The sequence below is a fragment of the Streptomyces sp. NPDC054794 genome, assembly GCF_053611585.1.
Genome location: NZ_JBSHAQ010000040.1, coordinates 67,926 through 94,264, shown reverse-complemented (window position 1 = coordinate 94,264; position 26,339 = coordinate 67,926). Strand labels below are relative to the sequence as shown.

The 26,339-nt window shown below is 69.9% G+C and carries 26 protein-coding genes and 5 tRNA genes; 19 read left to right on the top strand and 12 right to left on the bottom strand.

All coding sequences use genetic code 11. From position 1 onward, the window contains the following. A partial coding sequence (locus ACWGKT_RS33710) for an acyl-CoA carboxylase subunit beta (protein ID WP_453276615.1) occupies nucleotides 1–935 on the top strand: 935 nt, incomplete at its 5' end. Between the two features lie 35 nt (nucleotides 936–970). Next, on the top strand, nucleotides 971–1,165 hold the full coding sequence (locus ACWGKT_RS33705) for an acyl-CoA carboxylase subunit epsilon (RefSeq protein WP_235454557.1): 195 nt from the start codon (nucleotides 971–973) through the stop codon (nucleotides 1,163–1,165). Between the two features lie 136 nt (nucleotides 1,166–1,301). On the opposite strand, the gene ACWGKT_RS33700 is transcribed toward ACWGKT_RS33705, so the two are convergent. The 8 genes from ACWGKT_RS33700 to ACWGKT_RS33665 form a co-directional block, all read right to left on the bottom strand. Further along, nucleotides 1,302–1,883, bottom strand: coding sequence for a GTP-binding protein (locus ACWGKT_RS33700; protein WP_071369867.1), 582 nt, complete (start codon nucleotides 1,881–1,883; stop codon nucleotides 1,302–1,304). After that, nucleotides 1,864–2,433, bottom strand: a complete 570-nt coding sequence (locus ACWGKT_RS33695; RefSeq protein ID WP_356146905.1) for a DUF742 domain-containing protein — start codon at nucleotides 2,431–2,433, stop codon at nucleotides 1,864–1,866. The genes ACWGKT_RS33700 and ACWGKT_RS33695 overlap by 20 nt, the downstream gene beginning before the upstream one ends. Nucleotides 2,434–2,529: 96 nt before the next feature. Then, the gene (locus ACWGKT_RS33690) at nucleotides 2,530–2,943 is read right to left on the bottom strand and encodes a roadblock/LC7 domain-containing protein (RefSeq protein ID WP_030948713.1); all 414 of its coding nucleotides are present in this window, start codon (nucleotides 2,941–2,943) and stop codon (nucleotides 2,530–2,532) included. 10 nt (nucleotides 2,944–2,953) lie between these two features. Then, entirely contained in the window at nucleotides 2,954–6,208 is a 3,255-nt protein-coding gene (locus ACWGKT_RS33685; RefSeq protein WP_453276614.1) for a nitrate- and nitrite sensing domain-containing protein, read from the bottom strand. A 380-nt stretch (nucleotides 6,209–6,588) separates the two neighbouring features. Beyond that, a complete protein-coding gene (locus ACWGKT_RS33680; RefSeq protein WP_030793795.1) occupies nucleotides 6,589–7,164 on the bottom strand; it encodes a GTP-binding protein in 576 nt (191 codons plus the stop codon). After that, nucleotides 7,145–7,543, bottom strand: a complete 399-nt coding sequence (locus tag ACWGKT_RS33675; RefSeq protein WP_019058642.1) for a DUF742 domain-containing protein — start codon at nucleotides 7,541–7,543, stop codon at nucleotides 7,145–7,147. Before ACWGKT_RS33675 ends, ACWGKT_RS33680 begins: the two co-directional genes overlap by 20 nt. Before the next feature lie 114 nt (nucleotides 7,544–7,657). After that, entirely contained in the window at nucleotides 7,658–8,071 is a 414-nt protein-coding gene (locus ACWGKT_RS33670) for a roadblock/LC7 domain-containing protein (RefSeq protein WP_003973453.1), read from the bottom strand. Between the two features lie 9 nt (nucleotides 8,072–8,080). Beyond that, entirely contained in the window at nucleotides 8,081–11,779 is a 3,699-nt protein-coding gene (locus ACWGKT_RS33665; protein WP_453276613.1) for a nitrate- and nitrite sensing domain-containing protein, read from the bottom strand. A 571-nt stretch (nucleotides 11,780–12,350) separates the two neighbouring features. Here ACWGKT_RS33665 and ACWGKT_RS33660 point away from each other — a divergent pair. From ACWGKT_RS33660 to ACWGKT_RS33620, 9 genes are all read left to right on the top strand, one after another. Next, entirely contained in the window at nucleotides 12,351–12,539 is a 189-nt protein-coding gene (locus ACWGKT_RS33660) for a hypothetical protein (RefSeq protein ID WP_453276612.1), read from the top strand. Nucleotides 12,540–12,732: 193 nt separating this feature from the next. After that, complete coding sequence (locus tag ACWGKT_RS33655) at nucleotides 12,733–13,518, top strand: fumarylacetoacetate hydrolase family protein (RefSeq protein ID WP_356146915.1); 786 nt, start codon at nucleotides 12,733–12,735, stop codon at nucleotides 13,516–13,518. Continuing rightward, the gene (gltX, locus tag ACWGKT_RS33650) at nucleotides 13,511–14,995 is read left to right on the top strand and encodes a glutamate--tRNA ligase (RefSeq protein WP_453276611.1); all 1,485 of its coding nucleotides are present in this window, start codon (nucleotides 13,511–13,513) and stop codon (nucleotides 14,993–14,995) included. Before ACWGKT_RS33655 ends, gltX begins: the two co-directional genes overlap by 8 nt. A 207-nt stretch (nucleotides 14,996–15,202) precedes the next feature. Beyond that, nucleotides 15,203–15,934 carry an HAD family hydrolase gene (locus ACWGKT_RS33645; RefSeq protein ID WP_356146923.1) on the top strand — a complete coding sequence of 244 codons (732 nt, stop codon included), beginning with the start codon at nucleotides 15,203–15,205 and terminating at the stop codon, nucleotides 15,932–15,934. Nucleotides 15,935–16,025: 91 nt separating this feature from the next. Next, nucleotides 16,026–16,097, top strand: a tRNA-Gln gene (locus ACWGKT_RS33640). A gap of 40 nt (nucleotides 16,098–16,137) precedes the next feature. Further along, nucleotides 16,138–16,210, top strand: a tRNA-Glu gene (locus tag ACWGKT_RS33635). Nucleotides 16,211–16,272: 62 nt separating this feature from the next. Next, nucleotides 16,273–16,345 (top strand) — tRNA-Glu (locus ACWGKT_RS33630). A gap of 19 nt (nucleotides 16,346–16,364) precedes the next feature. Continuing rightward, nucleotides 16,365–16,436 (top strand) — tRNA-Gln (locus ACWGKT_RS33625). Nucleotides 16,437–16,464: 28 nt separating this feature from the next. Then, a tRNA-Glu gene (locus ACWGKT_RS33620) sits at nucleotides 16,465–16,537 on the top strand. Between the two features lie 64 nt (nucleotides 16,538–16,601). Here the strand turns inward: ACWGKT_RS33620 and ACWGKT_RS33615 are convergent. Beyond that, nucleotides 16,602–17,246, bottom strand: a complete 645-nt coding sequence (locus ACWGKT_RS33615; RefSeq protein ID WP_235454565.1) for a MerR family transcriptional regulator — start codon at nucleotides 17,244–17,246, stop codon at nucleotides 16,602–16,604. A gap of 89 nt (nucleotides 17,247–17,335) precedes the next feature. Here ACWGKT_RS33615 and ACWGKT_RS33610 point away from each other — a divergent pair, with 89 nt between their 5' ends. After that, nucleotides 17,336–17,854 carry a DUF4188 domain-containing protein gene (locus ACWGKT_RS33610; RefSeq protein WP_453276610.1) on the top strand — a complete coding sequence of 173 codons (519 nt, stop codon included), beginning with the start codon at nucleotides 17,336–17,338 and terminating at the stop codon, nucleotides 17,852–17,854. A gap of 116 nt (nucleotides 17,855–17,970) precedes the next feature. Here ACWGKT_RS33610 and ndgR read toward each other — a convergent pair whose 3' ends face one another. Continuing rightward, complete coding sequence (ndgR, locus tag ACWGKT_RS33605; RefSeq protein ID WP_123973900.1) at nucleotides 17,971–18,687, bottom strand: IclR family transcriptional regulator NdgR; 717 nt, start codon at nucleotides 18,685–18,687, stop codon at nucleotides 17,971–17,973. 189 nt (nucleotides 18,688–18,876) lie between these two features. Here ndgR and leuC point away from each other — a divergent pair, with 189 nt between their 5' ends. The 4 genes from leuC to ACWGKT_RS33585 all read left to right on the top strand — a co-directional run bounded on the left by leuC (nucleotide 18,877) and on the right by ACWGKT_RS33585 (nucleotide 22,169). Next, nucleotides 18,877–20,304 (top strand): 3-isopropylmalate dehydratase large subunit, encoded by a 1,428-nt coding sequence (gene leuC, locus ACWGKT_RS33600; protein ID WP_356146930.1) that lies wholly within the window; start codon nucleotides 18,877–18,879, stop codon nucleotides 20,302–20,304. Nucleotides 20,305–20,309: 5 nt separating this feature from the next. After that, nucleotides 20,310–20,903: a 3-isopropylmalate dehydratase small subunit gene (leuD, locus tag ACWGKT_RS33595; protein WP_356146933.1), complete on the top strand. Its 594-nt coding sequence runs from the start codon at nucleotides 20,310–20,312 to the stop codon at nucleotides 20,901–20,903. 263 nt (nucleotides 20,904–21,166) lie between these two features. Next, entirely contained in the window at nucleotides 21,167–21,397 is a 231-nt protein-coding gene (locus ACWGKT_RS33590; protein ID WP_235454569.1) for an SCO5555 family protein, read from the top strand. A gap of 136 nt (nucleotides 21,398–21,533) precedes the next feature. Continuing rightward, entirely contained in the window at nucleotides 21,534–22,169 is a 636-nt protein-coding gene (locus tag ACWGKT_RS33585) for an HU family DNA-binding protein (protein ID WP_356146938.1), read from the top strand. A gap of 78 nt (nucleotides 22,170–22,247) precedes the next feature. Here ACWGKT_RS33585 and ACWGKT_RS33580 read toward each other — a convergent pair whose 3' ends face one another. After that, nucleotides 22,248–22,451, bottom strand: coding sequence for a hypothetical protein (locus ACWGKT_RS33580; RefSeq protein WP_356146941.1), 204 nt, complete (start codon nucleotides 22,449–22,451; stop codon nucleotides 22,248–22,250). A gap of 20 nt (nucleotides 22,452–22,471) precedes the next feature. After that, the gene (gene cofC / locus ACWGKT_RS33575) at nucleotides 22,472–23,110 is read right to left on the bottom strand and encodes a 2-phospho-L-lactate guanylyltransferase (protein WP_453276609.1); all 639 of its coding nucleotides are present in this window, start codon (nucleotides 23,108–23,110) and stop codon (nucleotides 22,472–22,474) included. 157 nt (nucleotides 23,111–23,267) lie between these two features. Between cofC and ACWGKT_RS33570 the strand changes: the two genes are divergently transcribed. From ACWGKT_RS33570 to ACWGKT_RS33560, 3 genes are all read left to right on the top strand, one after another. After that, nucleotides 23,268–24,050, top strand: coding sequence for a lysophospholipid acyltransferase family protein (locus ACWGKT_RS33570; RefSeq protein WP_453276608.1), 783 nt, complete (start codon nucleotides 23,268–23,270; stop codon nucleotides 24,048–24,050). Further along, complete coding sequence (locus tag ACWGKT_RS33565) at nucleotides 24,047–25,057, top strand: NAD(P)H-dependent glycerol-3-phosphate dehydrogenase (RefSeq protein ID WP_356146949.1); 1,011 nt, start codon at nucleotides 24,047–24,049, stop codon at nucleotides 25,055–25,057. The genes ACWGKT_RS33570 and ACWGKT_RS33565 overlap by 4 nt, the downstream gene beginning before the upstream one ends. Before the next feature lie 69 nt (nucleotides 25,058–25,126). Next, a complete protein-coding gene (locus tag ACWGKT_RS33560) occupies nucleotides 25,127–26,284 on the top strand; it encodes a D-alanine--D-alanine ligase family protein (protein ID WP_356146952.1) in 1,158 nt (385 codons plus the stop codon). The last annotated feature ends 55 nt before the right edge of the window (nucleotides 26,285–26,339 follow it).

Here is a 26,339-nt window from a genome sequence, read left to right as displayed (position 1 = left end):
AGGAGATCTCGCAGAACGGGCTGGGCGGCGCCGACGTGCACGCCGAGACGAGCGGTGTCTGCCACTTCGCGTACGACGACGAAGAGACCTGCATCGCCGAGGTGCGCTACCTGTTGTCGATGCTGCCGCAGAACAACCGCGAGAACCCGCCCCGGGCGGAGTCCTCCGACCCGGTCGACCGCCGCAGCGACGTCCTGCTGGACCTGGTGCCGGCGGACGGCAACCGGCCGTACGACATGGCCAAGGTCATCGAGGAGATCGTCGACGACGGCGACTACCTGGAGGTCCACGAGCGCTGGGCCCGCAACATCATCTGCGCCCTCGCCCGGCTCGACGGCCAGGTCGTCGGCATCATCGCCAACCAGCCCCAGGTGCTGGCCGGTGTGCTGGACATCGAGGCGAGCGAAAAAGCTGCGCGCTTTGTCCAGATGTGCGACGCTTTCAACATTCCGATCATCACTTTCCTGGACGTTCCCGGATTCCTCCCCGGTGTCGACCAGGAGCACGGCGGGATCATCCGACACGGCGCGAAGCTGCTGTACGCCTACTGCAACGCGACGGTTCCGAGGATCTCGCTCATCCTGCGCAAGGCGTACGGCGGCGCGTACATCGTGATGGACAGCCAGTCCATCGGCGCCGACCTGACCTACGCCTGGCCGACCAACGAGATCGCCGTGATGGGCGCCGAGGGCGCGGCCAACGTCATCTTCCGCCGCCAGATCGCCGATGCCGAGGACCCCGAGGCGATGCGGCACAGGATGGTCAAGGAGTACAAGGCCGAGCTCATGCACCCGTACTACGCGGCGGAGCGCGGTCTGGTCGACGACGTCATCGACCCGGCCGAAACCCGCGAGGTGCTCGTCAAGTCCCTGGCGATGCTGCACACCAAGCACGCAGACCTGCCGTCCCGCAAGCACGGCAACCCCCCGCAGTAACCCTGCGGAAACCTCTCTCACGGAGACTGACACCCATGGACAACGCTGACATCCGCGTCGAGAAGGGCCACGCCGAGCCCGAGGAGGTCGCCGCCATCACCGCGATCCTCCTGGCCCGTGCCGCCGCCCGCGGCTCCGCGCCCACGGCGACGCACCGTGGCCGCGCCAAGGCCGGCTGGCGCCGCCTGGAGCGTGAGCCGGGCTTCCGCGCTCCGCACAGCTGGCACTGAGCCCGTACGACGAAGAAGGGCCCCTCTCGGGAAGAGAGGGGCCCTTCCGCATGCGCTGCCCGACGCGCAATGCCGTGGGACGTGGAAAGGGGCACCCTCCAGCGGAGGGCGCCCCTTTCCGTGCGTACGGGTCCCGCTACCGCAGGCGCGCCATGAGCGCGTGCTCCACGAGTGTGATGAGCGCCGACTTGGCGTCCGCGCGGTGGCGGGCGTCCGTCGTGATGATCGGGGTGTCGGGGCCGATCTGCAGGGCCTCGCGCACCTCGTCCGGCTGGTACGGCTGGTTGCCGTCGAAGCCGTTGAGGGCGATGACGAACGGCAGCCCGCTGTTCTCGAAGTAGTCGACCGCCGGGAAGCAGTCGGCGAGACGGCGGGTGTCGACCAGGACGATGGCGCCGATGGCACCGCGCACGAGGTCGTCCCACATGAACCAGAACCGGTCCTGACCGGGCGTACCGAAGAGGTACAGGATCAGGTCCTGGTCCAGGGTGATACGGCCGAAGTCCATGGCGACCGTGGTGGTCGTCTTGTCCCCGGTGTGGGTGAGGTCGTCGATACCGGCCGACGCGGACGTCATGACGGCCTCTGTGCGCAGCGGGTTGATCTCCGAGACGGCGCCGACGAACGTGGTCTTGCCCACGCCGAAGCCGCCCGCCACCACGATCTTCGCGGAGGTGGTGGAGCGGGAAGGACCGCCGCTAGAGCTTGCGAAGTCCACTGAGCACCCTTTCGAGCAGTGTCACGTCTGGCTGGCCGCCGGCGTTCTCGTCGCCGCCGGGCTGATGGATGGCGACCAGGCCCGCCTCCGCCAAGTCGGCGACGAGGATCCTGGCCACGCCGAGTGGGATCGACAGCAGGGCCGAGACTTCGGCCACCGACTTGATCTCCCGGCAGAGGTTGCAGATCCGCTGATGCTCGGGCAGTTGGCCCTGCATCTGGTGCGGCTGCGCGGTGGTGTGCACCAGCGCCTCGATGGCGAGCTGGTACCGCGGGCGGGTCCGGCCGCCGGTCATGGCGTACGGACGCACCAAGGGGTTGTTCGACGCCCCGGCGGGCGCCGGCTCGGGACGACGCTGCGGCTGCACCGGCTGAATGCGCGGTGCCGGCGGCTGGTCGTACGGCGACGGGCCGGGACCCTGCGGCGCGTACGGCTGCCGGTGGCTCGGGGCGGAGGGGAAGTTGTACCGGTTCGCGGAACCGTCGTTCTGGCCCTGGGCAGGGCCGTACGACCAGTTGCCCGTATGAGAACCGCCTGGGGGTGTTGCCACTTTCTCTCCTCCTCCGACCGTGCCGGGCACCCATCCCTGTGGAGCCGCGTCCCGAAACCTTACGGCCCCGGGACGCGAAAACGCACCGTCTGATTGTCAGTTGAGAAGGCTTCCCTGGAGTTCGGCGCGCAGGTCCGGGGTAAGAACCGTGCCTGCGCGGTCGACCAGGAGTGCCATTTCGTACCCGATGAGGCCGATGTCCGCCTCGGGGTGGGCCAGGACGGCCAGTGACGAACCGTCGGAAATGGACATGAGGAACAGGAATCCCCGCTCCATCTCCACAACCGTCTGATTCACGCTGCCACCCTCGAAGATCCGGGAGGCGCCTGCCGTCAGAGACGTCAGACCGGAGGCGACGGCCGCGAGCTGGTCGGCGCGGTCGCGGGGGAAGCCTTCGGACATCGCCAGAAGGAGTCCGTCGGCGGAGACCACCACCGTGTGGGACACCCCCGGGGTGTTGTCCACGAAGTTGGTGATCAACCAGTTCAGGTTCTGTGCCGCCTGGCTCATCGGGCTCACACTAACGCTCCTGGTTGTAGGTGCTGTCAGGACCGAAGCCCTGGCCGTTCGTTTCACTGCCTGCGTTGCGTCCGCGCTGGACACCTCGACGCAGGTTGCTCAGCCTGCCCCGGACGTCCTCCGGGGCGCGGGAGACCTGGGGGCCTCCCTGGGGGGTGGTCTCGGCGGCTCCCTCGACCAGGTTGGCCTTGGGTACCCGCCGCGGCAGACCGGAGGAGGTGACACCGCCGGCCTTCGGCTTCCGGAGCTGGGAGGCCTGCTGCCACCGCTCGTCGTTCGCCGAACGCCAGCCGCTGTCACCGTTGTTCTGCGGTGCGGAGGCCGGCACGTCCTGGCGCACCCGCGCCGCGCCGTTCGAGCCGTTCGACCCGTTCGTACCGCCCGCGATGGATCCACGGCGCGGCAGCCCTGCGTCGGTCAGCTGGTGAGCGGCGTTGGAGGCCGATCCCGGACGGTCGAAGCCTACGCGGTCCTGCTCATTCACGTCACCGGCCTGCGCCGATTCCGCTTCCGGAGCGTACTGGCCCGGGTAGCCGTTCTGGTAGCCGCCCTGCTGCGGCCAGTCGTCCTGGTAGGACTGCTCCTCGTACGCCGGGAAGCCGTCGGACGCGGCGCCGCGGGCGGCCGCGGACTCCTCCTGGGCCGACTCCGCATACCCGGGCTCGGGGTAGCCGCCGTTCGGGGCGTAGGCGTCGCGCTGCGGCAGGCCGCCGTTCGGCGCGAAGTACTGCTCGTCGTACGCGGGCTGCTGCCGCTCGTCGTACGACGTGTGCAGCTGCTCCTCGTACGGCGGCTGCGGTGCGTAGCCCGTCGGCTGCTCCTGGTAGCCCGTACCGCTTGTGTCGTACCCCTGCGGGGCGTCGAAGTCGTCGGCGTAGGCAGGACCCTCGCCGCCCTCCGGACCGGGCTGCTGGCCGTGCGACTGGGCCTCAAGGGCCGCGCGGCGCTCCTCACGCATCAGCGAGCGGCCCACCGGGTCAAGATCGCGGATGTCGTCGGGAACCTCGGTGTAACGGCTGTCGTCGAAGCCGAGCTCGGCCGCAGTGCGCATCGGCGCCTGCGGGAGCTGGTTGAAGCTCTCACCCTGGAACTGCTGCTCCGGGATGATCTGGGAGACCGTGAACTCCTCGCGGTTCAGCGACTGTTCGCCACCGCCACCGTGCGTGATCGCGTCCGGCAGCATGACCAGGGAGGTCGTGCCGGCCTGCTCGCCCGAGGGGCGCAGCTGAACGCGGATGCCGTGCCGGTCGGACAGCCGGCCGACCACGAACAGGCCCATGCGCTGGGAGATCGCGGCGTCCACCGTCGGCGGGTTGGCCAGCTTGTGGTTGATGTCCGCGAAGTCCTCGGCGGTCAGGCCGATGCCCTTGTCGTGGATCTCGATCATGACCCGACCGTCGGGGAGACGGGTGGCGGTGACGCGAACCTTGGTCTGCGGGGAGGAGAACGTCGTGGCGTTCTCCAGCAGCTCGGCCAGCAGGTGCACGAGGTCGGTGACCGCGCGGCCGTGGATCTCGGCCTCCGGAACGCCGGACAGCTCGATGCGCTCGTACTGCTCCACCTCGGAGGAGGCGGCGCGCAGGACGTCGACCAGCGGGACCGGCTGGTCCCAGCGGCGGCCGGGCTCCTCGCCCGCGAGGACGAGGAGGTTCTCGCCGTTGCGGCGCATACGGGTCGCGAGGTGGTCCAGGCGGAAGAGGTTCTCCAGCTGGTCCGGGTCGGCCTCGTTGTTCTCCAGGTCGGTGATCAGGGTCAGCTGGCCCTCGATCAGCGACTGGTTGCGGCGCGAGAGGTTGGTGAAGATCGCGTTGATGTTGCCCCGCAGCAGGGCCTGCTCGGCGGCGAGCCGGACGGCCTCGCGGTGGACCTGGTCGAAGGCCCGGGCGACCTCGCCGATCTCGTCCGTGGAGGTGATCGGGATGGGCGCCACGCGGGTGTCGACGCGGCCGGGGTCGGTGCGCGAGAGCTGGTCGACCAGCATCGGCAGACGCTGCTCGGCGATGCCGAAGGCGGCGTTGCGCAGCTGGCGCATCGAGCGGCTCATCTGGCGGGCCACCAGACCGGCCAGGATGAACGCGGCGAGCAGGGCGACCACGACCACGGCACCGGTGATGAACGCCGAGGTCTTGGCGTTGTCGGCGATGTCGGAGGCCTCGTTCACGGCCTTGTCCGCGAGATCGAACTCGATCTGGTGGTAGGCGTTGAACTTGAGCGTGTTGAACGCCCACCAGTTCTGCGCGGTGATGCCCTTGGTGGCGAGCCCGGCGCGGGTGGTGGTGCTGGTGTCGCTCAGGGTCGCCAGGGCCGAGATCATCTTGGTCGGGTCGGCCGGCGGCGGCACGTAGTTCGGGTCCTTGCCCTTGGCCGCCTCGGCCATCGCCGCGCCGTCGGACCTGACCTTCGTCTCGGCCGTGTTCAGCTTCACCGTGTCGGCGTCGGTGCCACCGCCCTTGTACTCCTCGACGGCGATCCGCTCCAGGTAGGCGTACGAGGAGAGGGAGACCCGCTGGGTCGCCAGGTTCGGGGCGTCCGGGCCGGGCTTGATCAGCAGGTGCATGCCGATCGAGCGCTCCAGGGACAGGGCGGCCTTGGTCAGCGAGATGGCGTAGACGGTACGGCCGTAGGAGGTGATGTTGCCGGTGCCCAGACCGAGTTCGTTGGCGAACTCCATCAGGGGGTGGGCGATGTCGACGTAACCCTCTTCGGTCTGGACGCCGGTCACCTTCTTGCCGAAGGCGATCGCGCGCAGGTCCTGGAGCTTCGGCTCGCTCTCCCGGAACTGCTTCAGGCGGCGCTGCAGGCCCGCCTTCTGCGGCATGTTCTGCGCGGCCTGGTCGAAGGCGTCGGCGGCCTCGTCGGTCTTCTTGCGGATCGCGACGACGGTCGCGTCGTCCTGGCCCTTGCCCTGCAGCAGCGGGGCGGCGCTGACGTCACGCTCGACGTAGAGCGCGTCGGCGTAGCCGAGGGCGGCACGCACCAGGCGCGCGGTGTTCTCCGCGTCCTGGGCCTCCTGCCAGGTGTCGATCGAGCTCTTCACCTGGAAGCCGCCCATGACGAGGCCGACCATCACGGGTATGAGCAGGATCGCGTTCAGCCTGGTCGGCACCCGCCAGTTGCGGGGGGAGAAGCGGCCACCGCTCTTCGCGGGAGCGGCCGCCGGCTCCGAGCCGGGCACAGGGGTGGGCGCCGCAGCGCGCGGCGGCGGGGTGAAGTTGCCCCGCGCCGACGGCTCGGGACCGTTCTTGCTTCGCCTCACTCGACCAACAACCTCTCGGCGGCGGGCACCTACGTCGTGCCGCAGTCTCTCAGAGCCCGGTGTGTCACAGACCACTGGTGAGTACGTCTTTGACTATTGGGCAGTTCAGGCATTCCAGCACGTGGACCTGCGCACTTCCAAACAGTGGAAAGGGTCGATTCCCTGTGATGTAAGCCCTAGATAAATCGGTCATAAAGAGCGAGCCCCGTCAAAAGACGGGGCGTTTGTGGACGCAGCGATACCGCTTGACCGCGACGCGTGGCGATACCACCGGATTCCTCTGCCGAAACGTTATGAACACCGGAGCCGACCGTGTCAAAGGCCACAGCCGGCTCCGGTGTACTTACGACAACTGCCGTACGGCACTCCCGACTTGAGTGCTACCTCAGCCGTGCCATGAGGGCGTGCTCGACCAGCGTGATCAGCGCGCTCTTGGCATCGGAGCGGTGCCGCGCGTCCGTCGTGATGATCGGGGTGTCCGGCCCGATCTGCAGCGCCTCACGCACCTCTTCCGGCTGGTAGGGCTGCTGCCCGTCGAAGCCGTTGAGCGCGACCACGAACGGCAGACCCGAGTTCTCGAAGTAGTCGACCGCGGGGAAGCAGTCGGCCAGGCGCCGGGTGTCCACGAGCACCACCGCGCCGATGGCACCGCGCACGAGGTCGTCCCACATGAACCAGAACCGGTCCTGACCGGGCGTACCGAAGAGGTACAGGATCAGGTCCTGGTCCAGGGTGATACGGCCGAAGTCCATGGCGACCGTGGTGGTCGTCTTGTCCCCGGTGTGGGTGAGGTCGTCGATGCCCGCGCTCGCGGACGTCATCACGGCCTCCGTGCGCAGCGGGTTGATCTCGGAGACGGCGCCGACGAACGTGGTCTTGCCGACGCCGAAGCCGCCCGCCACCACGATCTTCGCGGAGGTGGTGGCCCGGCCTCCGTCAGAGCTTGCGAAGTCCACTGAGCACCCTTTCGAGCAGCGTCACGTCCGGAGCGCCGCCGTTGTTCTCGTCGCCACCCGGCTGGTGGATGGCGACCAGGCCGGCCTCTGCGAGGTCGGCAACCAGGATCCGGGCCACACCGAGCGGCATGGCGAGCAGCGCCGACACCTCGGCCACGGACTTCACCTCGCGGCACAGGTGGCAGATGCGCTGGTGCTCCGGGAGCAGTCCCATGAGCGCTGCCGGGTCGGCCGTGGTGCTGATCAGTGCCTCGATGGCGAGCTGGTAGCGCGGCCGGGTCCGGCCACCGGTCATCGCATACGGACGTACCAGCGGCTGGTCGCCCTCATCCCCGTACGGCTCCGCGTACGGATCATGAGAGGCGGTGGGCGGGGTCATGAATCCTCCGGGCGGGACAGCAAGTGCTCGGTCAGTCGGGCCGTCTGTCGGGGCCGGTGGGGGGATTGTGTCGGCCGGACGGTGATTTGGTGAGGTGGGTGTTGCCGGGGCCGATCAGTGAAGCAGACTTCCTTGGAGCTCGGCGCGCAGGTCGGGCGTGAGTACCGCGCCCGCGCGGTCGACCAGCAGCGCCATCTCGTAGCCGACGAGGCCGATGTCGCACTCCGGGTGGGCCAGGACGGCCAGCGACGAGCCGTCCGAGACGGACATGAGGAAGAGAAAACCTCGTTCCATCTCGACGACCGTCTGCGCCACGTTGCCGCCCTCGAAGATCCGGGAGGCCCCGGCCGTCAGCGAGGTGAGCCCGGACGCGACCGCCGCGAGCTGGTCGGCGCGGTCGCGCGGGAAGCCTTCCGACATCGCCAGAAGGAGACCGTCGGCGGACACGACGACGGTGTGGGACACCCCGGGGGTGTTGTCCACGAAGTTGGTGATCAACCAGTTGAGATTCTGTGCCGCCTGGCTCATCTGGCTCAACTAACGCTCCTGCTGGTGAGTGGGGTTCGGGTAGCTGCCGGTCTGGCCGGTATTGGCCTGCCGACCCTGCGCGATTCCCCGACGGAGATTGGTCAGCCGGCCGCGTACGTCATCGGGCGCACGCGAGACCTGCGGACCGGTTTGGTGCTGTTGCTGCTGAGCCGTACCCGGGACGAGGTTCGCCCTGGGCACCCGGCGCGGCAGGCCGGAGGTGGTGACGCCGCCCGCGGCCGGCTGCCGTACACGCTCTGCCTGCCGGACGAGTTCGTCGTTCGGCGAGCTGCGCCAGGAGCTGGTCACGGGACGCTGGGGGGCCGCGGAAGCGGCGGCGGGCGCGGGAGCCTGCGGCTGCTGCGGGGCCGGGGCGGGAGCCGAGCCGTTGCTCTGCTGCTGCCCCTGGCCGCCACGGAACCAGTTGGTCTCCAGGGTGTCGTACAGCGGCGTACGGCCGTCACCGGGACTGCTGGCCGGCGGCAGGGCCTCCGGCTCGTGGCGGGCCGGACGCTGCTGCGGGGCCTGCGGACGCTGGGCGCCGAAGTCGCCGCCCTGTCCACCGCCCACCTGCGGCCGCTCGAACTGACCCGTGTTCTGGGCGTTGTTCGGCGCGGGGTTGTGACGTCCGGGCAAGGAGTGCTGCCCGGTGGAGCCGGAGTCGTACGCCTGCGGGGCCGCGAACTGGCCCGTGGAGGAGCCGTCCTGCTGTCCGCCCGGCGCACCGAAGATGTCGGAGCGGACGTACGCGTTGTTGCCCTGCTGGCCGTTCGCACCGGGGCGGGCGTACTGGCCGGTGGAACCGGGGTCGTAGGCCGGTGCCGCGGGGTACTGACCGGTGTTCTGGGCACCGCCGTTGAAGTCCGGGCGGGGGAACTCGCCGGTGGCGGAGGGACCCTGGGCGGCGTCGATCCGGGGGATCTCGGACGTCGAGCCGGGGCCCTGGCGGTCGTCCACGCGCGGCATGCGCGCGGTCTGCGAGGGGTCCTGCTCGTCGTGGCCGCGCGGGGTGTCCAGCGAGGCGTGGGAGAGCTGTCCGGTCTCGTTGCCCCAGCCCGCGGCCGACGCGCCCGCGCCGGGCAGCTCGGCCCGCGCACCGCCGCGCGGCGGCAGCTGACGGCCCTGGTCCGCGGCATTGCCCGGACGCTGCGGGGCCGCGCCGCGGCCGCCGAACATGTCCTGCTGCGGGTTCTGCGCGGCACCCGGCGTCTGTCCGCCGAAGGTACCGGCGCCGGCACCGGCCGGAGCCGAGCGGTTCTGCTGGGGAGCCGACGGACCCTGCGGGCCACGGGCCGCGCCCGGGGCACCCGGACGGCCGTTCTGACCGGCGCCCGGAAGCGCGGCACGCGCGCCCTGGGCGGAGCCGACCTGGCCACGCGGGTTCGAGCCGAGGCCCGGACGTCCGCCGCCCGCACCGGCACCGAGAGCCCCGCCCGCGGCACCCGCGCCGAGCGCGCCGCCGCCCTGGCCGCCGCCCCGACGGGCCGCGGCCGCACCGGCCGCTGCCTGCGCGACGGCCGGACCGCCGGAGGACGCGGGGGCGCCGGGCTTGCCCGCGGCCGGCTTCTTGCCGCCCTGGGCGACGTCGACGGGCAGCATGACCAGCGCGGTCGTACCACCGGAGTCGGACGGGCGCAGCTGGATGCGGATGCCGTGACGCTGCGACAGACGACCGACCACGAACAGACCCATTCGGCGGGACACCGAGACGTCCACGGTGGGCGGCGAGGCGAGCCGCTCGTTGATCGCCGCGAGGTCCTCGGGGGAGAGGCCGATACCGGTGTCGTGGATCTCGATCAGCACGCGGCCGTCGGGCAGCGCGTGACCGGTGACCTTGACCTTGGTCTGCGGCGAGGAGAACGAGGTCGCGTTCTCGAGCAGCTCGGCGAGGAGGTGCACGAGGTCGTTGACCACGCGGCCGGCCACTTCGGTGGTCGGCACGGAGGCCAGCTCGATGCGCTCGTACTGCTCCACCTCGGACGCGGCGGCGCGGAGCACGTCGACCAGCGGGACCGGGCGGGTCCAGCGGCGACCGGGCTCTTCACCGGCGAGGACGAGGAGGTTTTCGCCGTTACGGCGCATGCGGGTCGCGAGGTGGTCGAGCTTGAACAACGAGGACAGCTGGTCCGGGTCGGCCTCGCGGGACTCCAGCTCGGAGATGAGCGAGAGCTGGCGCTGGATAAGACCCTGGGAGCGGCGCGAGAGGTTGGTGAACATCGCGTTGACGTTGCCCCGCAGAAGGGCCTGCTCGGCGGCGAGGCGGACCGCCTCGCGGTGCACGTCGTCGAAGGCCGCGGCCACCTGGCCGATCTCGTCCCGGGAGTGCACACCGACCGACTCCACGGACGTGTCGACGTCCTGCGGGTCGGACTCGGAGAGCTGCTTGACCAGCTCGGGCAGACGGTCCTGGGCGACCTTGGTGGCGGTCTCCTGCAGACGGCGCAGCGAGCGGATCATGGAGCGGGCCACGACGAAGGCGCCGACGAGCGACACGCCGAGGACGATGAGGATCAGGACACCGGAGATGATCGCGTCGCGCTCGGTGGCGTTACGCAGCTCGCGGGCCTTCTGCTCCATGTCCTCGAGCAGCGTGTGCTCGATCTTCTTCATCTGCTCGATCTTGGTCGAGCTGTCGTCCACCCAGTCGCGGTAGGAGCGCTTGGGCTGGTCCTTGAGGCCCTCCGAGCCGCCGAGGGCACGCTTGGCGTAGGTGTCCGCGGACTCGATCGTCGGGTTGCCCTCGTCGATCGGCTTGAGGAGCTCGGCGGCGTTGCCGGAGTAGATCTTCCGGAAGATGGTGACTTCGGAGTTCTCGCTGGACAGCGCCGACTGGGCGTAGAGCCGGTCGTTCTCCGAGATGCGGCCGGCCTCGGTGTTGTTGTCGGGCAGGGCCGCGGCGACGACGGCGCGCTGCACGGACGCGTACTCCTTGGCGGTGGAGAACGCCGCCAGGGCGCGGGTGCGCTGGATCATCTCCGGGTTGCTGGACGCCTCCGCCATGTCCTGCGAGAGGTCGATCAGCTGGGTGATCAGGCGGTGGTAAGCCTCGACCGTCTGCGTCGAGTTGTTCTTGGACTGGTAGGCCGACCGGCGGATCTTGGCCAGCTGGTCCAGCTGTCCGGCCAGACCGACGAGGCTGTCACGGACGCCCTGGAGCTGGCCCGCCTTGCTCGCCGCGTCGATCTCCTCGGACGCGTTGAGGAAGTTCTCCTTCGCGCGGTCCGTCTTGTCCTGGTAGCCCTTGACCGTGTAGTCGGTCGCCTTCAGGCCGTGCGCCAGCGGACCGGCGGACTGGTCGCGCTCCTCCTGGAGCGCGGCGGCCAGTTCGGTGGCCTGCTTGGTCATGTCCGTCAGCAGCTTCATGTTGTCGAGCTGCTGGATGTCGTCCATGGAGTCGCTGATGCGCAGCGCACCCAGCGAGGTGGCCGCGACCACGGGGAGCGCGAGCAGCGACACCAGACGCGTGGAGATGCGCCAGTTGCGCAGGGCTATGCGCGGTCCGGGGCCGGTCGGTCCCTTGGTGGACTTCACCGGCGGTATGGATTTCGGGGCGCCCGACGGCGTCGGCGCGCCGGGGCGCCCACCGCCGTCAGCGGACTGGGTCGGGCCCGGGTTCTGGGCGTGCTGGGGCGAGGAACCGCGGTCGGTCCCGCCATGCGGCTCCGGCTCCGCCGAAGCACTGCCATCCCTCTTGAAACGTCCCTGCACTAGCGTCGCAACCTCTGGACCAGGCACCCCTCCGCGCGAACGGAAGGACACGGTGTCGGCGTTGTGGGGGACGCCCTGAATGCGCCCCCCGGGTGGTCGTGAGTGACCGGCGCTGGACTCCCCCTGCCTCGCCGCCACCCGGCGCTGGTAGCGCCCTGTGCGCCGGCTCGATCCTGCGGCGGTCCGTGGAATTCCAGCACAGTGCCGGATCTCCAACAAGGGCCGTGGACCGAGCTGTGACCTGAGTGACAGGGAGTGAGTGACGCGTTACGAGACGTGGAAATTGATCTCGTACATAGCGGGCATATCCGTGTGAATTACTGGAGTTGGGCGGGTGTCCCAGTCGCCATGATCAGGAGCGGAATGATGGCTTCAGTGGGCCAATGTCCGTTTCGTTGCCATGAGTTGCGGGCCGGAATTGACCGGTTTGCCCGCGAGGTCGTGAGCAAACTCACACGCCGACCACGGCCACTTCGCGTCTTCGGCGGCGCATTGAATGTTTAGCCTGGCGCTTGACAAGACGCGTGCCTTTGTAAATCAGCACCCACACAGGACAGGGCCCAGGACAACCGTGAAGACGACGATGATGTTCCGCACCATAGCCAACCCGCGTCGCACGACTCTGGCGCACCTCGACGGCGCCGACGACCTGCAGACCCCGGAGCAGCCGGAGCACTCCGTCGACCTGCCCGCCCAGACCGCCAACCCCAGGCGCACCATCCTGGAAGAGGTCCCGGTGACCGCCGCCGTCGCCGAGTAGTACGGCCGCCGGCCGCCGAATGCTCAAGGCGGCCGCGACAGAAGTCCGGGGCGCCCCCGCAGGAGGGGCGCCCTTTCGGCGTCCGCGCCCGCGCCCCGGGGAATATGGGCGAGGCCCGGCCCCTTTGCCGCGTTAGCCTGGAGCGTCAGACTCCAGCCGGCTCGGTTTCTCAGGTAAGGGGCGCAAGGATCCCGTGCGCATCGCCAGGTTCTCCATCGACGGGAACGTCGCCTTCGGCGCGGTCGAGGGCGAGAAGCAGGACGAACTCGTCCTCGACATCATCAAGGGCATTCCGTTCGCCGACTTCGAGCTCTCCGGTACGAAGGTGCCGCTGAGCAAGGTCAGGCTGCTCCCGCCGGTGCTTCCCAACAAGGTCGTGGCCTTCGGCCGCAACTACGCGGAGCACGCGAAGGAGCTGGGCAACGAGGTCCCGGACGCCCCCTTCGCCTTCTTCAAGCCGTCCACCTCGGTGATCGGCCCCGGCGACGAGATCCAGTACCCGTCCTTCTCCGAGGAGCTGCACCACGAGGCCGAGCTGGCCGTCGTCATCGGCCGGCTGTGCCGCGAGGTCCCCCGGGACCGCGTCAAGGACGTGATCTTCGGCTACACCTGCGCCAACGACGTCACCGCCCGCGACGTGCAGCGACGCGAGAAGCAGTGGGCGCGGGCCAAGGGCTTCGACACCGCCTGCCCGCTCGGCCCCTGGGTCGAGACCGACCTGGACCTCGCCGCCGCGTCCGACCTGACCATCCAGCTCACGGTCAACGGCGAGCAGCGCCAGCTGGGCCGGACGAGCGAGATGATCCACTCCATCGAGGACCTGATCGTCAACATCTCCGAGGCCATGACGCTGCTTCCCGGCGACGTGATCCTCACCGGCACCCCGGCTGGGGTCGGCCCCCTGCACGTCGGCGACGAGGTCGCCGTCACCATCGAAGGCATCGGCACTCTCACCAACAAGGTTGTCAAGCGTGGCTAGCGCATCCGGCTCCCCCGTACGCGTACGTTTCTGCCCCTCGCCCACCGGTAACCCCCATGTGGGCCTGGTCCGCACCGCTCTGTTCAACTGGGCGTTCGCCCGGCACCACCAGGGCACTTTGGTCTTCCGTATCGAGGACACCGACGCGGCCCGCGACTCCGAGGAGTCGTACGCCCAGCTGCTCGACGCGATGCGCTGGCTGGGCTTCGACTGGGACGAGGGCCCCGAGGTCGGCGGCCCGCACGCGCCGTACCGGCAGTCGCAGCGCATGGACCTCTACAAGGAGGTCGCCCAGAAGCTGCTCGACGCCGGCCACGCCTACCGCTGCTACTGCTCCCAGGACGAGCTGGACACCCGCCGCGAGGCCGCCCGCGCCGCCGGCAAACCCTCCGGCTACGACGGCCACTGCCGCGACCTGAGCGCCGAGCAGGTCGCTCAGTACGAGGCCCAGGGCCGCACCCCGATCGTCCGCTTCCGGATGCCCGACGAGACGATCACCTTCACCGACCTGGTGCGCGGCGAGCTGACCTTCACCCCGGAGAACGTGCCGGACTACGGCATCGTCCGCGCGAACGGCGCCCCGCTGTACACGCTGGTGAACCCGGTCGACGACGCGCTGATGGAGATCACCCACGTCCTGCGCGGCGAGGACCTGCTCTCCTCCACCCCGCGGCAGATCGCCCTGTACAAGGCGCTGATCGAGCTGGACATCGCCCAGCAGATCCCGGCCTTCGGGCACCTGCCGTACGTGATGGGCGAGGGCAACAAGAAGCTGTCGAAGCGCGACCCGCAGTCGTCGCTGAACCTCTACCGCGAGCGCGGCTTCCTGCCGGAGGGCCTGCTCAACTACCTGTCGCTGCTCGGCTGGTCGCTCTCGGCCGACCAGGACATCTTCTCGATCGACGAGATGGTCGCGGCCTTCGACGTCACCGACGTGAACCCCAACCCGGCCCGCTTCGACCTGAAGAAGGCCGAGGCGATCAACGCCGACCACATCCGCCTGCTCGACGTGAAGGACTTCACGGAGCGCTGCCGGCCGTGGCTGACGGCCCCGTTCGCCTCCTGGGCGCCGGAGGCCTTCGACGAGACGAAGTGGCAGGCCGTCGCGCCGCACGCGCAGACCCGCCTCAAGGTCCTCTCCGAGATCACCGAGAACGTCGACTTCCTGTTCCTGGCCGAGCCGGTCTTCGACGAGGCGAGCTGGACGAAGGCCATGAAGGAGGGCTCGGACGCCCTGCTGCGCACGGCCCGCGAGCAGCTGGACGCGGCCGACTGGAACTCCGCCGAGTCCCTGAAGGAGGCCGTCCTGGCCGCCGGCGAGGCGCACGGCCTCAAGCTGGGCAAGGCCCAGGCCCCGGTCCGGGTGGCCGTCACCGGCCGCACGGTCGGCCTGCCCCTCTTCGAGTCCCTGGAGATCCTGGGCAAGGAGAAGACGCTGGCCCGCATCGACGCGGCGCTGGCGAAGCTCGCCGCATAGCGCTCACACAGGAGGGCGGCGTCCGGTTCGGGCGCCGCCCTTCGCGCATCCACCGACCCGTCACCCGGCCTCGCCGCCGGCCCAGGCTGACCGGCACCTCCGCCTGGAAGCTCACCGCCCGCCCGAGGGATGCCGAGGGTCCGGCGCTGACGCTGTCCGCTCGATGACCCTGGGCTGACCGCGCGTCGAGGAGGGTACGGTCGGAGCATGAGCATTCATGCCGTGGTCTGGGACGTGGACGACACCCTCTTCGACTACACGACCGCGGACCGCGAGGGCATGCGCTCCCATCTGGCGGCCGAGGGCCTGCTCCACGGGTACGACACCCCGGAGCAGGCCCTTCTGCGTTGGCGGGAGATCACCGATCAGCAGTGGGCCCGGTTCTCGGCGGGGGAGGCGACGTTCGAGGGTCAGCGGCGCGACCGCGTACGGGTGTTCCTGGGCGCGGAGCTGACCGACGACGAGGCCGACGCCTGGTTCGGGCGATACATCGGTCACTACGAGGCGGCCTGGGCCCTGTTCCCGGACGTCCTGCCCGTCCTCGACCTCCTCGCCCGCAGCCACCGGCACGCGGTGCTGTCCAATTCCAGTCTCACCGTCCAGGACCGCAAGCTGCGCGTCCTCGGCGTGCACGACCGCTTCGAGGCCATCCTGTGCGCGGCCGAACTGGGCGTCTCCAAGCCCGAGGCCGAGGCGTTCCTCGCCGCCTGCGACGCCCTGCAGCTCGCCCCGCATCAGGTGGCGTACGTCGGCGACCATCCGGAGATCGACGGGCGCGGCGCCGCCGAGGCGGGTCTGCTGTCGGTCTGGATCGACCGTGACGGCGCTTACACCAGCGGTGATGGGCCCACCGGCCGGCACCGGATCGCCTCGCTCGCCGAACTCCCCGCGATCCTTGGCGCGGATACCCGTTTTGGAGCCCCGTCCACCTTCAGGTAATGTTCTTCCTGCGCCGCCGGGGAGCGGGCCGAGAGGCCGGAAACCGGGGGAGCAAACTAGAACAAGATCCCCTCAGGGGCTTGCGTTCCAGTGGCCTATGGTGTAATTGGCAGCACGACTGATTCTGGTTCAGTTAGTCTTGGTTCGAGTCCAGGTAGGCCAGCTCGCAGAGCTCATCTGCAACCAGCGGATCACATCCGCAAGCCCCCGTTGTGTAGCGGCCTAGCACGCTGCCCTCTCAAGGCAGTAGCGCCGGTTCGAATCCGGTCGGGGGTACAGATCCTTCCCGCGAGGACAGTCAGGGTAGCTCCCGCTGACCTCGATGCAGGATCGCTAGGGCCCCCGTTGTGTAGCGGCCTAGCACGCCGCCCTCTCAAGGCGGTAGCGCCGGTTCGAATCCGGTCGGGGGTACTGCTGGTCTAAACCACATTGGTCTATGGTGTAATTGGCAGCACGACTGATTCTGGTTCAGTTAGTCTTGGTTCGAGTCCAGGTAGACCAGCTCGGATCCGCGGAAACGCGTGATCCTCGCCCCCGTTGTGTAGCGGCCTAGCACGCCGCCCTCTCAAGGCGGTAGCGCCGGTTCGAATCCGGTCGGGGGTACAGAACGAAGGCCCTCCGCTTCGGCGGAGGGCCTTCGGCTTGTCCGGGGACCGGAGGCCGGGGGCTACTCGAAGCCGTAGCGCCGTGCGGACTCCTCCTCCTGGGCCAGCCGGTGCAGCGCCTGGAGCAGCGGTTCGGCGAGGATCGCCCCGAGCACGGCCGTCTCCACCTTCTCGGCCTCGGACGGATGCGTCTCCACGAAGTCCAGGTCGAGCACGGCCGCCCGGTGCATCAACTGCGCGTACGCGACCAGCCGTTCGGACTCCCAGTCGTAGCCGAGCCGCCGGAGCGCGGCCACCGCCACCACCAGCGAGCGGTACGCGGGGGAGAGGGTGACCAGGGCCTGCGCGTTCGCCCAGCCCAGCGTCCGCAGCAGTTCGCCCACTTCTTGGTGCGCGGCCCGGACGTACTCGTCCTCCTCGTCCGGCTCGCTCACCTGGGGCAGTGCCCACAGGGCGGCCCCCATCCGGATCGTCCGGCCGAGCGACTCGTCGTCGACGTGCTTCAGCACCTCGCGCACCGTGGCCACCGGCACCCGGCCGACCTGGATCATCGCCCGCACCAGGCGCAGCCGGCGCAGGTGCTCCTCGTCGTACTCGGCCGTCGTGGTGTTGACCTGGCGGCCCGCCGGCAACAGCCCTTCGCGCAGGTAGTACTTGATCGTCGCGGTGGACACACCGCTGCGCCGACTCAGCTCGCCAAGCCGCATGTCTTGCGCCCTTCCTTGGTAAGTGCCACTATCCAAGCACCGCCGAGAAGGATAGTGCCGCTATCCGATAGGGGATCCGGAGGCTCGTGATGGTCGTGAAGCCGGTGCCCGGGCGCACCACCGCCGCGGTGGACGGGGACGCCGTGGTGCTCCTGATCGGCATGCGCGTCAACCACTTCTGGGCGGTGCACCAGTGGGTGCCGGTCATGGTGTCGATGCTCCGCATGCTGAAGGAGCTCGGACGGGACGCCGAGCGGGGGCTGCTGGGGCACGTACTGCTGACGGCCTCGCCGCGGACGTACTACGTCGTCCAGTACTGGGAGTCCAAGGAGAAGCTCTACGCGTACGCGCACTCGCCCGACATGTTCCACCACCGGGCGTGGGCGATCATCAACCGCAAGGAGCGGGCGGGAAAGATGCGCGGGCACGTCGGGCTGTGGCACGAGACGTACGTCGTGCCCGAGGGGTCGCACGAGTCGATCTACGCCGACATGCCGGCCTTCGGTCTCGCGGCGGCGCACGGTCAGGTCCCGGTCGAGACGCGGGGGCGCTATGCCAAGGACCGCTTCGCGCACCGCTCGGCCGCGGCCGGTGAGAAGACGGGTTGACGGGCCGAGTCGGCATGTCGGTCGGCGAGCCCGACCGGCAAGGGGGACGGGGGACCGGGGAGGGCCTGCCGCGGCGTTGAGGCCGGCCTTCCCCGGGAGCGTCCCTGATCCGGTGGTCAGCCGGAGCGGCGCAGGGCCTCGGACAGGCGCGCGGCGGCGTCGATGACCGCCTGCGCGTGCATACGGCCTGGGTGGCGGGTCAGGCGCTCGATCGGACCGGAGACGGACACGGCGGCCACCACGCGGTTGGAGGGGCCGCGTACCGGCGCGGAGACGGACGCGACGCCCGGCTCCCGCTCGCCGATGGACTGGGCCCAGCCGCGCCGCCGTACACCCGACAGGGCCGTCGCCGTGAAGCGGGCGCCCTGCAGGCCCCGGTGCAGGCGCTCCGGCTCCTCCCAGGCCATCAGGATCTGCGCGGACGAGCCCGCCTTCATCGTGAGGGTCGAACCGACCGGGACGGTGTCCCGCAGGCCGGACAGGCGTTCCGCCGCGGCCACGCAGATGCGCATGTCACCCTGGCGTCGGTAGAGCTGCGCGCTCTCGCCGGTGATGTCACGCAGGTGCGTGAGCACGGGGCCCGCCGTGGCCAGCAGACGGTCCTCGCCCGCCGCCGCGGCCAGCTCGGCGAGCCGGGGGCCGAGAATGAAACGGCCCTGCATGTCGCGCGCCACCATGCGGTGGTGTTCCAAAGCCACGGCAAGGCGGTGAGCCGTGGGTCTTGCCAGTCCGGTGGCCCCGACCAGTCCCGCGAGGGTGGCCGGACCGGACTCCAGAGCGCTCAGGACGAGGGCCGCCTTGTCCAGAACGCCGACGCCGCTACTGTTGTCCATGCAACGATACTCGCGTCTCACTCTGTGAAACGCAAGTTCAATTTTCGGTGAGACGCGCAACCCTTGTAAGCACAACGGCCCGAGCACCGAACGGGCCAGGCGGCGAGTGCCCGTGAACAGGGGCGCGGGCGCTGCCTCCTCAAGATCTCTAGTTGGGCCGGCGCACCATGGCCGGCCGAAGGGAAAGCGATGGGTAGGACACTCGCGGAGAAGGTCTGGGACGACCACGTCGTCCGGCGCGCCGAGGGCGAGCCCGACCTCCTCTTCATCGATCTGCACCTGCTGCACGAGGTGACCAGCCCGCAGGCCTTCGACGGGCTTCGGCTCAGCGGCCGCCAGGTGCGCCGCCTCGACCTCACCATCGCGACCGAGGACCACAACACCCCGACCCTCGACATCGACAAGCCCATCGCGGACCCGGTCTCCCGCGCCCAGCTGGAGACGCTGCGCAAGAACTGCGCCGAGTTCGGCGTCCGGCTGCACCCGCTGGGCGACGTCGAGCAGGGCGTCGTCCACGTCGTGGGCCCGCAGCTGGGCCTGACCCAGCCCGGCACCACCGTCGTCTGCGGCGACTCGCACACCTCCACGCACGGCGCCTTCGGCGCGCTGGCGTTCGGCATCGGCACCTCCCAGGTGGAGCACGTGCTGGCCACCCAGACGCTGCCGCTGGCCCGCCCCAAGACCATGGCCATCACCGTCGAGGGCGAGCTGCCCGAGGGCGTGACCGCCAAGGACCTGATCCTGGCGATCATCGCCAAGATCGGTACGGGCGGCGGCCAGGGCTACATCCTGGAGTACCGCGGCTCCGCCGTCGAGAAGCTCTCGATGGAGGCCCGGATGACCATCTGCAACATGTCGATCGAGGCCGGTGCCCGCGCGGGCATGATCGCGCCCGACGAGACGACCTTCGAGTACATCAAGGGCCGCGCCCACGCCCCCGAGGGCGAGGACTGGGACGCCGCCGTGGCGTACTGGAAGACCCTGAGGACGGACGAGGACGCGGTCTTCGACGCCGAGGTCGTCATCCACGCCGACGAGCTGTCGCCGTTCGTCACCTGGGGCACCAACCCCGGCCAGGGCGCGCCGCTTTCGGCGCAGGTCCCCGACCCGGCTTCGTACGAAGACGCTTCGGAGCGCCTGGCCGCCGAAAAGGCCCTGGAATACATGGGGTTGGAGGCCGGCCAGCCGCTGCGCTCCATCAACGTGGACACCGTCTTCGTAGGCTCCTGCACCAACGGCCGCATCGAGGACCTGCGCGCCGCCGCCGACATCCTGCGGGAGCGCAAAGTCGCCGACGGCGTACGGATGCTGGTCGTCCCGGGCTCCGCGCGGGTCGGTCTGCAGGCCGTCTCCGAGGGCCTGGACGTGGTCTTCAAGGAGGCCGGCGCCGAGTGGCGGCACGCGGGCTGTTCGATGTGCCTGGGCATGAACCCGGACCAGCTGGCCCCGGGTGAGCGCTCCGCGTCCACCTCCAACCGCAACTTCGAGGGCCGGCAGGGCAAGGGCGGGCGTACGCACCTGGTGTCGCCGCAGGTCGCGGCCGCGACCGCCGTCCTGGGCCACCTGGCCTCCCCGGCCGACCTGGCCGACGCAACCGCCGCCCCCGCTGGAGTCTGAGAGCCATGGAAGCATTCACCACCCACACCGGCCGGGCCGTCCCGCTGCGCCGCAGCAACGTCGACACCGACCAGATCATCCCTGCTCACTGGCTCAAGAAGGTGACCCGGGACGGGTTCGAGGACGGGCTGTTCGAGGCCTGGCGCAAGGACCCGGAGTTCGTGCTCAACCGCCCCGAGCGGCAGGGCGCCACCGTCCTGGTCGCGGGCCCCGACTTCGGCACCGGCTCCTCCCGTGAGCACGCCGTCTGGGCGCTGCAGAACTACGGCTTCAAGGCGGTCATCTCCTCCCGCTACGCAGACATCTTCCGCGGTAACTCGCTGAAGAACGGCCTGCTCACGGTGGTTCTGGAGCAGCAGACCGTGGACGCGCTGTGGGAGCTCACGGAGAAGGACCCGCAGGCCGAGATCACGGTGGACCTCGAGGCCCGTGAGGTGCGCGCCGAGGGCATCACCGCCTCCTTCGAGCTGGACGAGAACTCCCGCTGGCGGCTGCTGAACGGGCTGGACGACATCTCCATCACCCTCCAGAACGAGGCCGACATCGCCGCCTACGAGGCCAAGCGGCCCTCCTACAAGCCGCGGACGCTTCAGGTCTGAACCAAGTCCCGAACGGGTCGAGATTCGGCCACCGCAACACCCCCTCTGTACCCCCGATCGCCACGATTGGGGGTACAGCCATGTCTGCACCCGAACGGCCCTGGGCGTTCCCGCAGGTCCGCTCAACTTCCCACGTTAGTGCGGCGGTTGCCTGGGTAAGTGAGTGCTGTGATTGCGGGCTTGGCAAGTGCCCGGAAGGCCATTCGAGGCGGCAGTTGCACCCTGCGCAGGCGACAACTCGCCCCAGATGGCACAATCTGTGCATGGACAGCGACGGCCAACTCACGCTCTATACGGCGGTCGCGGCCCAACTGAAGGAAGCGCACGCAAGAGTGCGCGCACTGCAAGTCCCGGAGGGCGTACGGATGGCGCTGACCCGGAAGCTGCTGGTCATTACGGCCGCGGCCAAGCACGATCTCGCCGATGCGGCAAGGCGTCTGGAGCGGTTCACGGCGGACCTGGACGAGGGTCGAATCCCTGACGAGGAACGCTGAACCGCCCGAGACAACCGAGTCGGTTGCGGCACAAGGGTGATAAGCCCGTTTCGTGTTTGATTTGCGGTATATATCTGCCTAACGTGCGAAAAAGCTTGAACACTTTCGTTCTGGCGATGTCTCCGAAGGGGAAGACGTGAACAAGGCGCAGCTCGTTGAAGCGATTGCCGACAGGATGGGTGGCCGCCAGCAGGCCGCCGATGCTGTCGATCATGTTCTGGACGCCATCGTCCGCGCGGTCGTCGCGGGCGAGCGGGTCTCGGTCACCGGCTTCGGGTCCTTCGAGAAGGTGGACCGCCCCGCCCGCTACGCCCGTAACCCCCAGACGGGCGAGAGGGTTCGGGTCAAGAAGACCTCCGTGCCGCGCTTCCGCGCCGGTCAGGGCTTCAAGGACCTGGTGAGCGGCTCGAAGAAGCTGCCGCGCGGCGGCGAGGTCGCCGTCAAGAAGGCGCCCAAGGGCAGCCTGACCGGCGGAGCCGCCGCCACGGTCAAGAAGGCCGTGGCGAAGAAGACCACCAAGGCGGCCGCGAAGAAGGTCACGGCGAAGAAGGCGGCGCCCGCGAAGAAGGCCGTCACCGCCAAGAAGGTCACGGCGAAGAAGACGACCGCCAAGAAGACCACGGCGGCCGCCAAGAAGACGACCACGGCCAAGGCCGCGGCCAAGAAGACCACCGCCAAGAAGGCCCCGGCGAAGAAGGTCACCGCCAAGAAGGCCCCGGCCAAGAAGTCGACGGCCCGCAAGACCACCGCCAAGAAGGCCACCGCCCGCTAGAGGCGAGGCGCAGGGGCACTCACACGCCGGGCCGGACTCCCGTGGGGAGCCCGGCCCGCGGCGCGTCCGCGGGGACGCTCAGAACGTCTGCAGGGTCACGAGCGTGATGCGGAGGCCGTCTTCGGCACTCTCCGTCTCGATCCGTACGCGCTGTCCCGGCCGCAGCAGCCGCAGCCCTCCCGCGTCGAACGCCGGAGCGTCGAAGGGCACCGGCGTCCCGTCGTCGAGCAGTACCTGCCCGCTGCGGGTCTCGGGGTCGTACGTGTATGCGGTCGCCTGCATGGCGGAAGCCTACTGTGCCGCTACTGCCCGGGAATCAGCAGCCGGGCCGTCGCCGCCGCCGTCCGCGGACCCACCCCCAGCGCCAGCGCCGCCCGCAGGTCCTCGCCGGTGTCCACGTCCTGGCGTACCGAATCCACCGCGTCCAGCCCGAGTTCCACCGCCCCCGACGCCCGGTGTCGGGCCCGGGAATCGACGCCGAATGCCGGGTGCAATTCCCGGCCGCCGGCCGCCGTCAGCAGCGTGGTGCCGATTGCGGCCGCGTCGGGGAGAAAAGCCCGCGGGAATTGAGCCGCCGCGGCCAGGACCCGGGACAATTCCGCGGGGCGCAGGGCGGGCAGATCGGCGTTCAGGGCCGCCACGGGGGTTTCGGCACGCCGGGACCGTACGACCCTCGCCCCGTGCGCCAGGGCGGCGTTCAGGCCGCCACCGGGCTCGTCCGCCACGATGCGGGCCCCCAGCGCCGCGAGCTCGCGGCCCGCGAGCGCGTCGCCCGTGACGACCGCCACATCCCCGACCTGCGGACAGGCCAGCGCCGCGGCCACCGTGTCCTGCGCGAACGCGAGGGCCAGCCCCGGGCGCAGCCCGTCGGCGGCGGTGTCCGAGAGCCTGCTCTTGGCCCGCGCCAAGGGCTTCACGGGGATGACCAAGGTCCACTGCACCGGCGTACCGTCCCTTACTGGTTGCGGTCATTGTCACCCGGGTCCTCTGGCGGCCCGGGCGGCGGGGCGTACGGTGTTCTCGACAGACCGGCGGCCTGGGGCGACACTTGTGCGGCCCCCCCGGCCCCGGGGGGCAGTCCTAGAGGAAGGTGTCCGAGTGTCCCGCCGCAGAATCGGCTTCTGGTACCGCTTCGCAGCGGTCCTGTGCAAACCGCCGCTGGTGATTCTGATCAAGCGGGACTGGCGTGGAATGGAGCACATTCCGGCCGAGGGTGGATTTATCACCGCGGTGAACCACAATTCCCACGTCGACCCCTTCGCGTACGCGCACTATCAGTACAACACCGGACGCGTTCCGCGATTCCTGGCGAAGAGCGGGCTTTTCAAGAAGGGATTCGTCGGTGCCGCGATGCGCGGCACCGGGCAGATCCCCGTCTACCGCGAGAGCACCGACGCGCTCAGCGCGTTCCGGGCCGCGATCGACGCCGTGGAACGCGGTGAGTGCGTCGCCTTCTACCCCGAGGGCACCCTCACCCGCGACCCGAACGGCTGGCCCATGACCGGCAAGACCGGTGCCGCGCGCGTGGCCCTGCAGACGAAGTGCCCGGTCGTCCCGGTCGCGCAGTGGGGCGCCAACGAGCTCCTGCCGGCGTACGCCAAGAAGCCGGACCTCTTTCCGCGCAAGACGCACCACGTCCTGGCCGGCCCGCCCGTCGACCTGTCGCGCTTCTACGACCAGGAGATGACCCCGGAGCTCCTCAAGGAGGCCACCGAGGTCATCATGGCCGCCATCACCCGCCTGCTGGAGGAGATCCGCGGCGAGAAGGCGCCCGAGACGCCGTACGACCCGCGCCGCGAGCGGATCGAGCAGCGGCGCCGGACCGAGGCACAGACGCAGACGCAGGGCAGGCAGGCAGAAGGGCAGGGACGGGGCAAGTGAGCAAGCCGGTCAAGGCGGCGGTCTTCAGCGCCGGTTCGTGGGGCACGGCGTTCGGCATGGTGCTCGCCGACGCGGGCTGCGAGGTCACCCTGTGGGGCCGCCGCGCGGAGGTCGTGGAGGCGATCAACTCCACCCGGACGAACCCCGACTACCTGCCGGGCGTCGAGCTCCCGGCGAACCTGCGGGCCACCACCGACCCGGCCGAGGCCGCCGCCGGCGCCGACTTCACGGTCCTCTCGGTGCCCTCCCAGACCCTGCGCGCCAACCTCGCGGAATGGGGTCCGCTGCTCGCGCCCGACACCGTCCTCGTCTCCCTCATGAAGGGCGTCGAACTGGGCTCCACGATGCGAATGAGCGAGGTCATCGAGGACGTCGCCAAGGTCGGCCGGGACCGCGTCGCGGTCGTCACCGGGCCCAACCTGGCCCGGGAGATCGCCGCCCGCATGCCCGCCGCCGCCGTGGTGGCCTGCACCGACGAGGCGGTCGCCCAGCGACTCCAGGCCGCCTGCCACACCCCGTACTTCCGCCCGTACACCAACACCGACGTCGTCGGCTGCGAACTCGGCGGCGCGGTCAAGAACGTGATCGGGCTCGCGGTCGGCATCGCCGACGGCATGGGCCTCGGCGACAACGCCAAAGGCTCGCTGATCACGCGCGGTCTCGCCGAGACCACCCGGCTCGGTCTGGCGCTCGGCGCCGACCCGCTGACCTTCTCCGGACTCGCGGGCCTGGGCGACCTGGTGGCCACCTGCTCCTCGCCGCTGTCCCGCAACCACACCTTCGGCACCAACCTCGGCAAGGGCATGACCCTGGAGGAGACCATCGCGGTCACCCGGCAGACCGCCGAGGGCGTCAAGTCGTGTGAGTCCGTGGCGGATCTGGCCCGCAGGCACGGCGTCGACATGCCGATCACCGAGACGGTGGTGGACATCGTGCACGAGGGCAAGCCGCCGGTGGTCGCCCTCAAGGAGCTGATGTCGCGCAGCGCGAAGCCCGAGCGACGCTGAGCGACGCCGGACGGCCCCGCCGTTCCAACGCTGTCTCAGGGCACTACCACCGGGTACTCTCAACGCGATATGAGCACCGAGAACCTCCCCCAGAGCCCTGAGCAGCAGTCTCGCAAGCCGCGCGTGGCGGTCGTGTTCGGCGGCCGCAGCTCCGAACACGGGATCTCCGTGGTCACCGCCGGCGCCGTACTGCGCGCCATCGACCGGACCAAGTACGACGTCCTGCCGATCGGCATCACCCGGGACGGCCGTTGGGCGCTCACCGCGGACGAGCCGGACCGCATGGCCATCACCGACCGCCGCACGCCGAGCGTCGAGGAGCTCGCGGAGTCGGCCGAGGGCGGCGTGGTGCTCCCCGTCGACCCCGCCAACCGCGAGGTCGTCTACAGCGAGCCCGGCTCCGTGCCCAAGGCCCTCGGCGAGGTCGACGTGGTCTTCCCGGTGCTGCACGGCCCGTACGGCGAGGACGGCACCCTCCAGGGTCTCCTGGAGCTCTCCGGCGTCCCGTACGTGGGCGCGGGCGTGCTCGCCTCGGCCGTGGGCCAGGACAAGGAGTACATGAAGCGGGTGTTCACCTCCTTCGGGCTCAAGGTGGGCCCGTACGTGGTGATCCGGCCCCGTGAGTGGCAGCAGGACGAGCCGGCCGCCCGCAAGAGGATCGTCGACTTCGCCGGCGAGCACGGCTGGCCGCTGTTCGTGAAGCCCGCGCGCGCGGGTTCGTCGATCGGCATCACCAAGGTCGACGACCTCTCGGGCCTCGACGAGGCGATCGCGCAGGCCCAGCGGCACGACCCGAAGATCCTGGTGGAGGCCGCGGTGCGCGGCCGCGAGATCGAGTGCGGCGTCCTGGAGTTCGAGGACGGCCCGCGTGCCTCGGTGCCCGCGGAGATCCCGCCGCCGGACGCGCACGCGTACTACGACTTCGAGGCGAAGTACATCGACTCCACGCCCGGCATCGTCCCGGCCCCGCTCACCGACGAGGAGACCGCCGAGGTGCGCCGGCTCGCGGTGGACGCCTTCGACGCGGCCTCCTGCGAGGGCCTGGTCCGCGCGGACTTCTTCCTCACCGAGGACGGCGAGTTCGTGATCAACGAGATCAACACGATGCCCGGCTTCACGCCGATCTCGATGTATCCGCAGATGTGGCAGGCGACCGGGATCAGCTACCCGGAGCTGGTGGACCGCCTGGTGCAGGCGGCCCTGCGCAGGTCGACGGGTCTGCGCTGAGCGCTCCGCTGGAAGTGCCGAGACGGCCGTCCATCGTCTGCGGCGACGTCGTGGC

What these genes read in the sequence shown, in the direction of transcription:
- leuD (WP_356146933.1), top strand. Translation starts at nt 20,310, where the DNA reads ATGGAAGCATTCACCACCCACACCGGCCGGGCCGTCCCGCTGCGCCGC.
- ACWGKT_RS33670 (WP_003973453.1), bottom strand. Translation starts at nt 8,071, where the DNA reads ATGAGCCAGGCGGCACAGAATCTCAACTGGTTGATCACCAACTTCGTG.
- ACWGKT_RS33690 (WP_030948713.1), bottom strand. Translation starts at nt 2,943, where the DNA reads ATGAGCCAGGCGGCACAGAACCTGAACTGGTTGATCACCAACTTCGTG.
- ACWGKT_RS33675 (WP_019058642.1), bottom strand. Translation starts at nt 7,543, where the DNA reads ATGACCCCGCCCACCGCCTCTCATGATCCGTACGCGGAGCCGTACGGG.
- ACWGKT_RS33560 (WP_356146952.1), top strand. Translation starts at nt 25,127, where the DNA reads ATGAGCACCGAGAACCTCCCCCAGAGCCCTGAGCAGCAGTCTCGCAAG.
- ACWGKT_RS33705 (WP_235454557.1), top strand. Translation starts at nt 971, where the DNA reads ATGGACAACGCTGACATCCGCGTCGAGAAGGGCCACGCCGAGCCCGAG.
- ACWGKT_RS33615 (WP_235454565.1), bottom strand. Translation starts at nt 17,246, where the DNA reads ATGCGGCTTGGCGAGCTGAGTCGGCGCAGCGGTGTGTCCACCGCGACG.
- ndgR (WP_123973900.1), bottom strand. Translation starts at nt 18,687, where the DNA reads ATGGACAACAGTAGCGGCGTCGGCGTTCTGGACAAGGCGGCCCTCGTC.
- ACWGKT_RS33580 (WP_356146941.1), bottom strand. Translation starts at nt 22,451, where the DNA reads ATGCAGGCGACCGCATACACGTACGACCCCGAGACCCGCAGCGGGCAG.
- ACWGKT_RS33590 (WP_235454569.1), top strand. Translation starts at nt 21,167, where the DNA reads ATGGACAGCGACGGCCAACTCACGCTCTATACGGCGGTCGCGGCCCAA.
- ACWGKT_RS33645 (WP_356146923.1), top strand. Translation starts at nt 15,203, where the DNA reads ATGAGCATTCATGCCGTGGTCTGGGACGTGGACGACACCCTCTTCGAC.
- leuC (WP_356146930.1), top strand. Translation starts at nt 18,877, where the DNA reads ATGGGTAGGACACTCGCGGAGAAGGTCTGGGACGACCACGTCGTCCGG.
- ACWGKT_RS33610 (WP_453276610.1), top strand. Translation starts at nt 17,336, where the DNA reads ATGGTCGTGAAGCCGGTGCCCGGGCGCACCACCGCCGCGGTGGACGGG.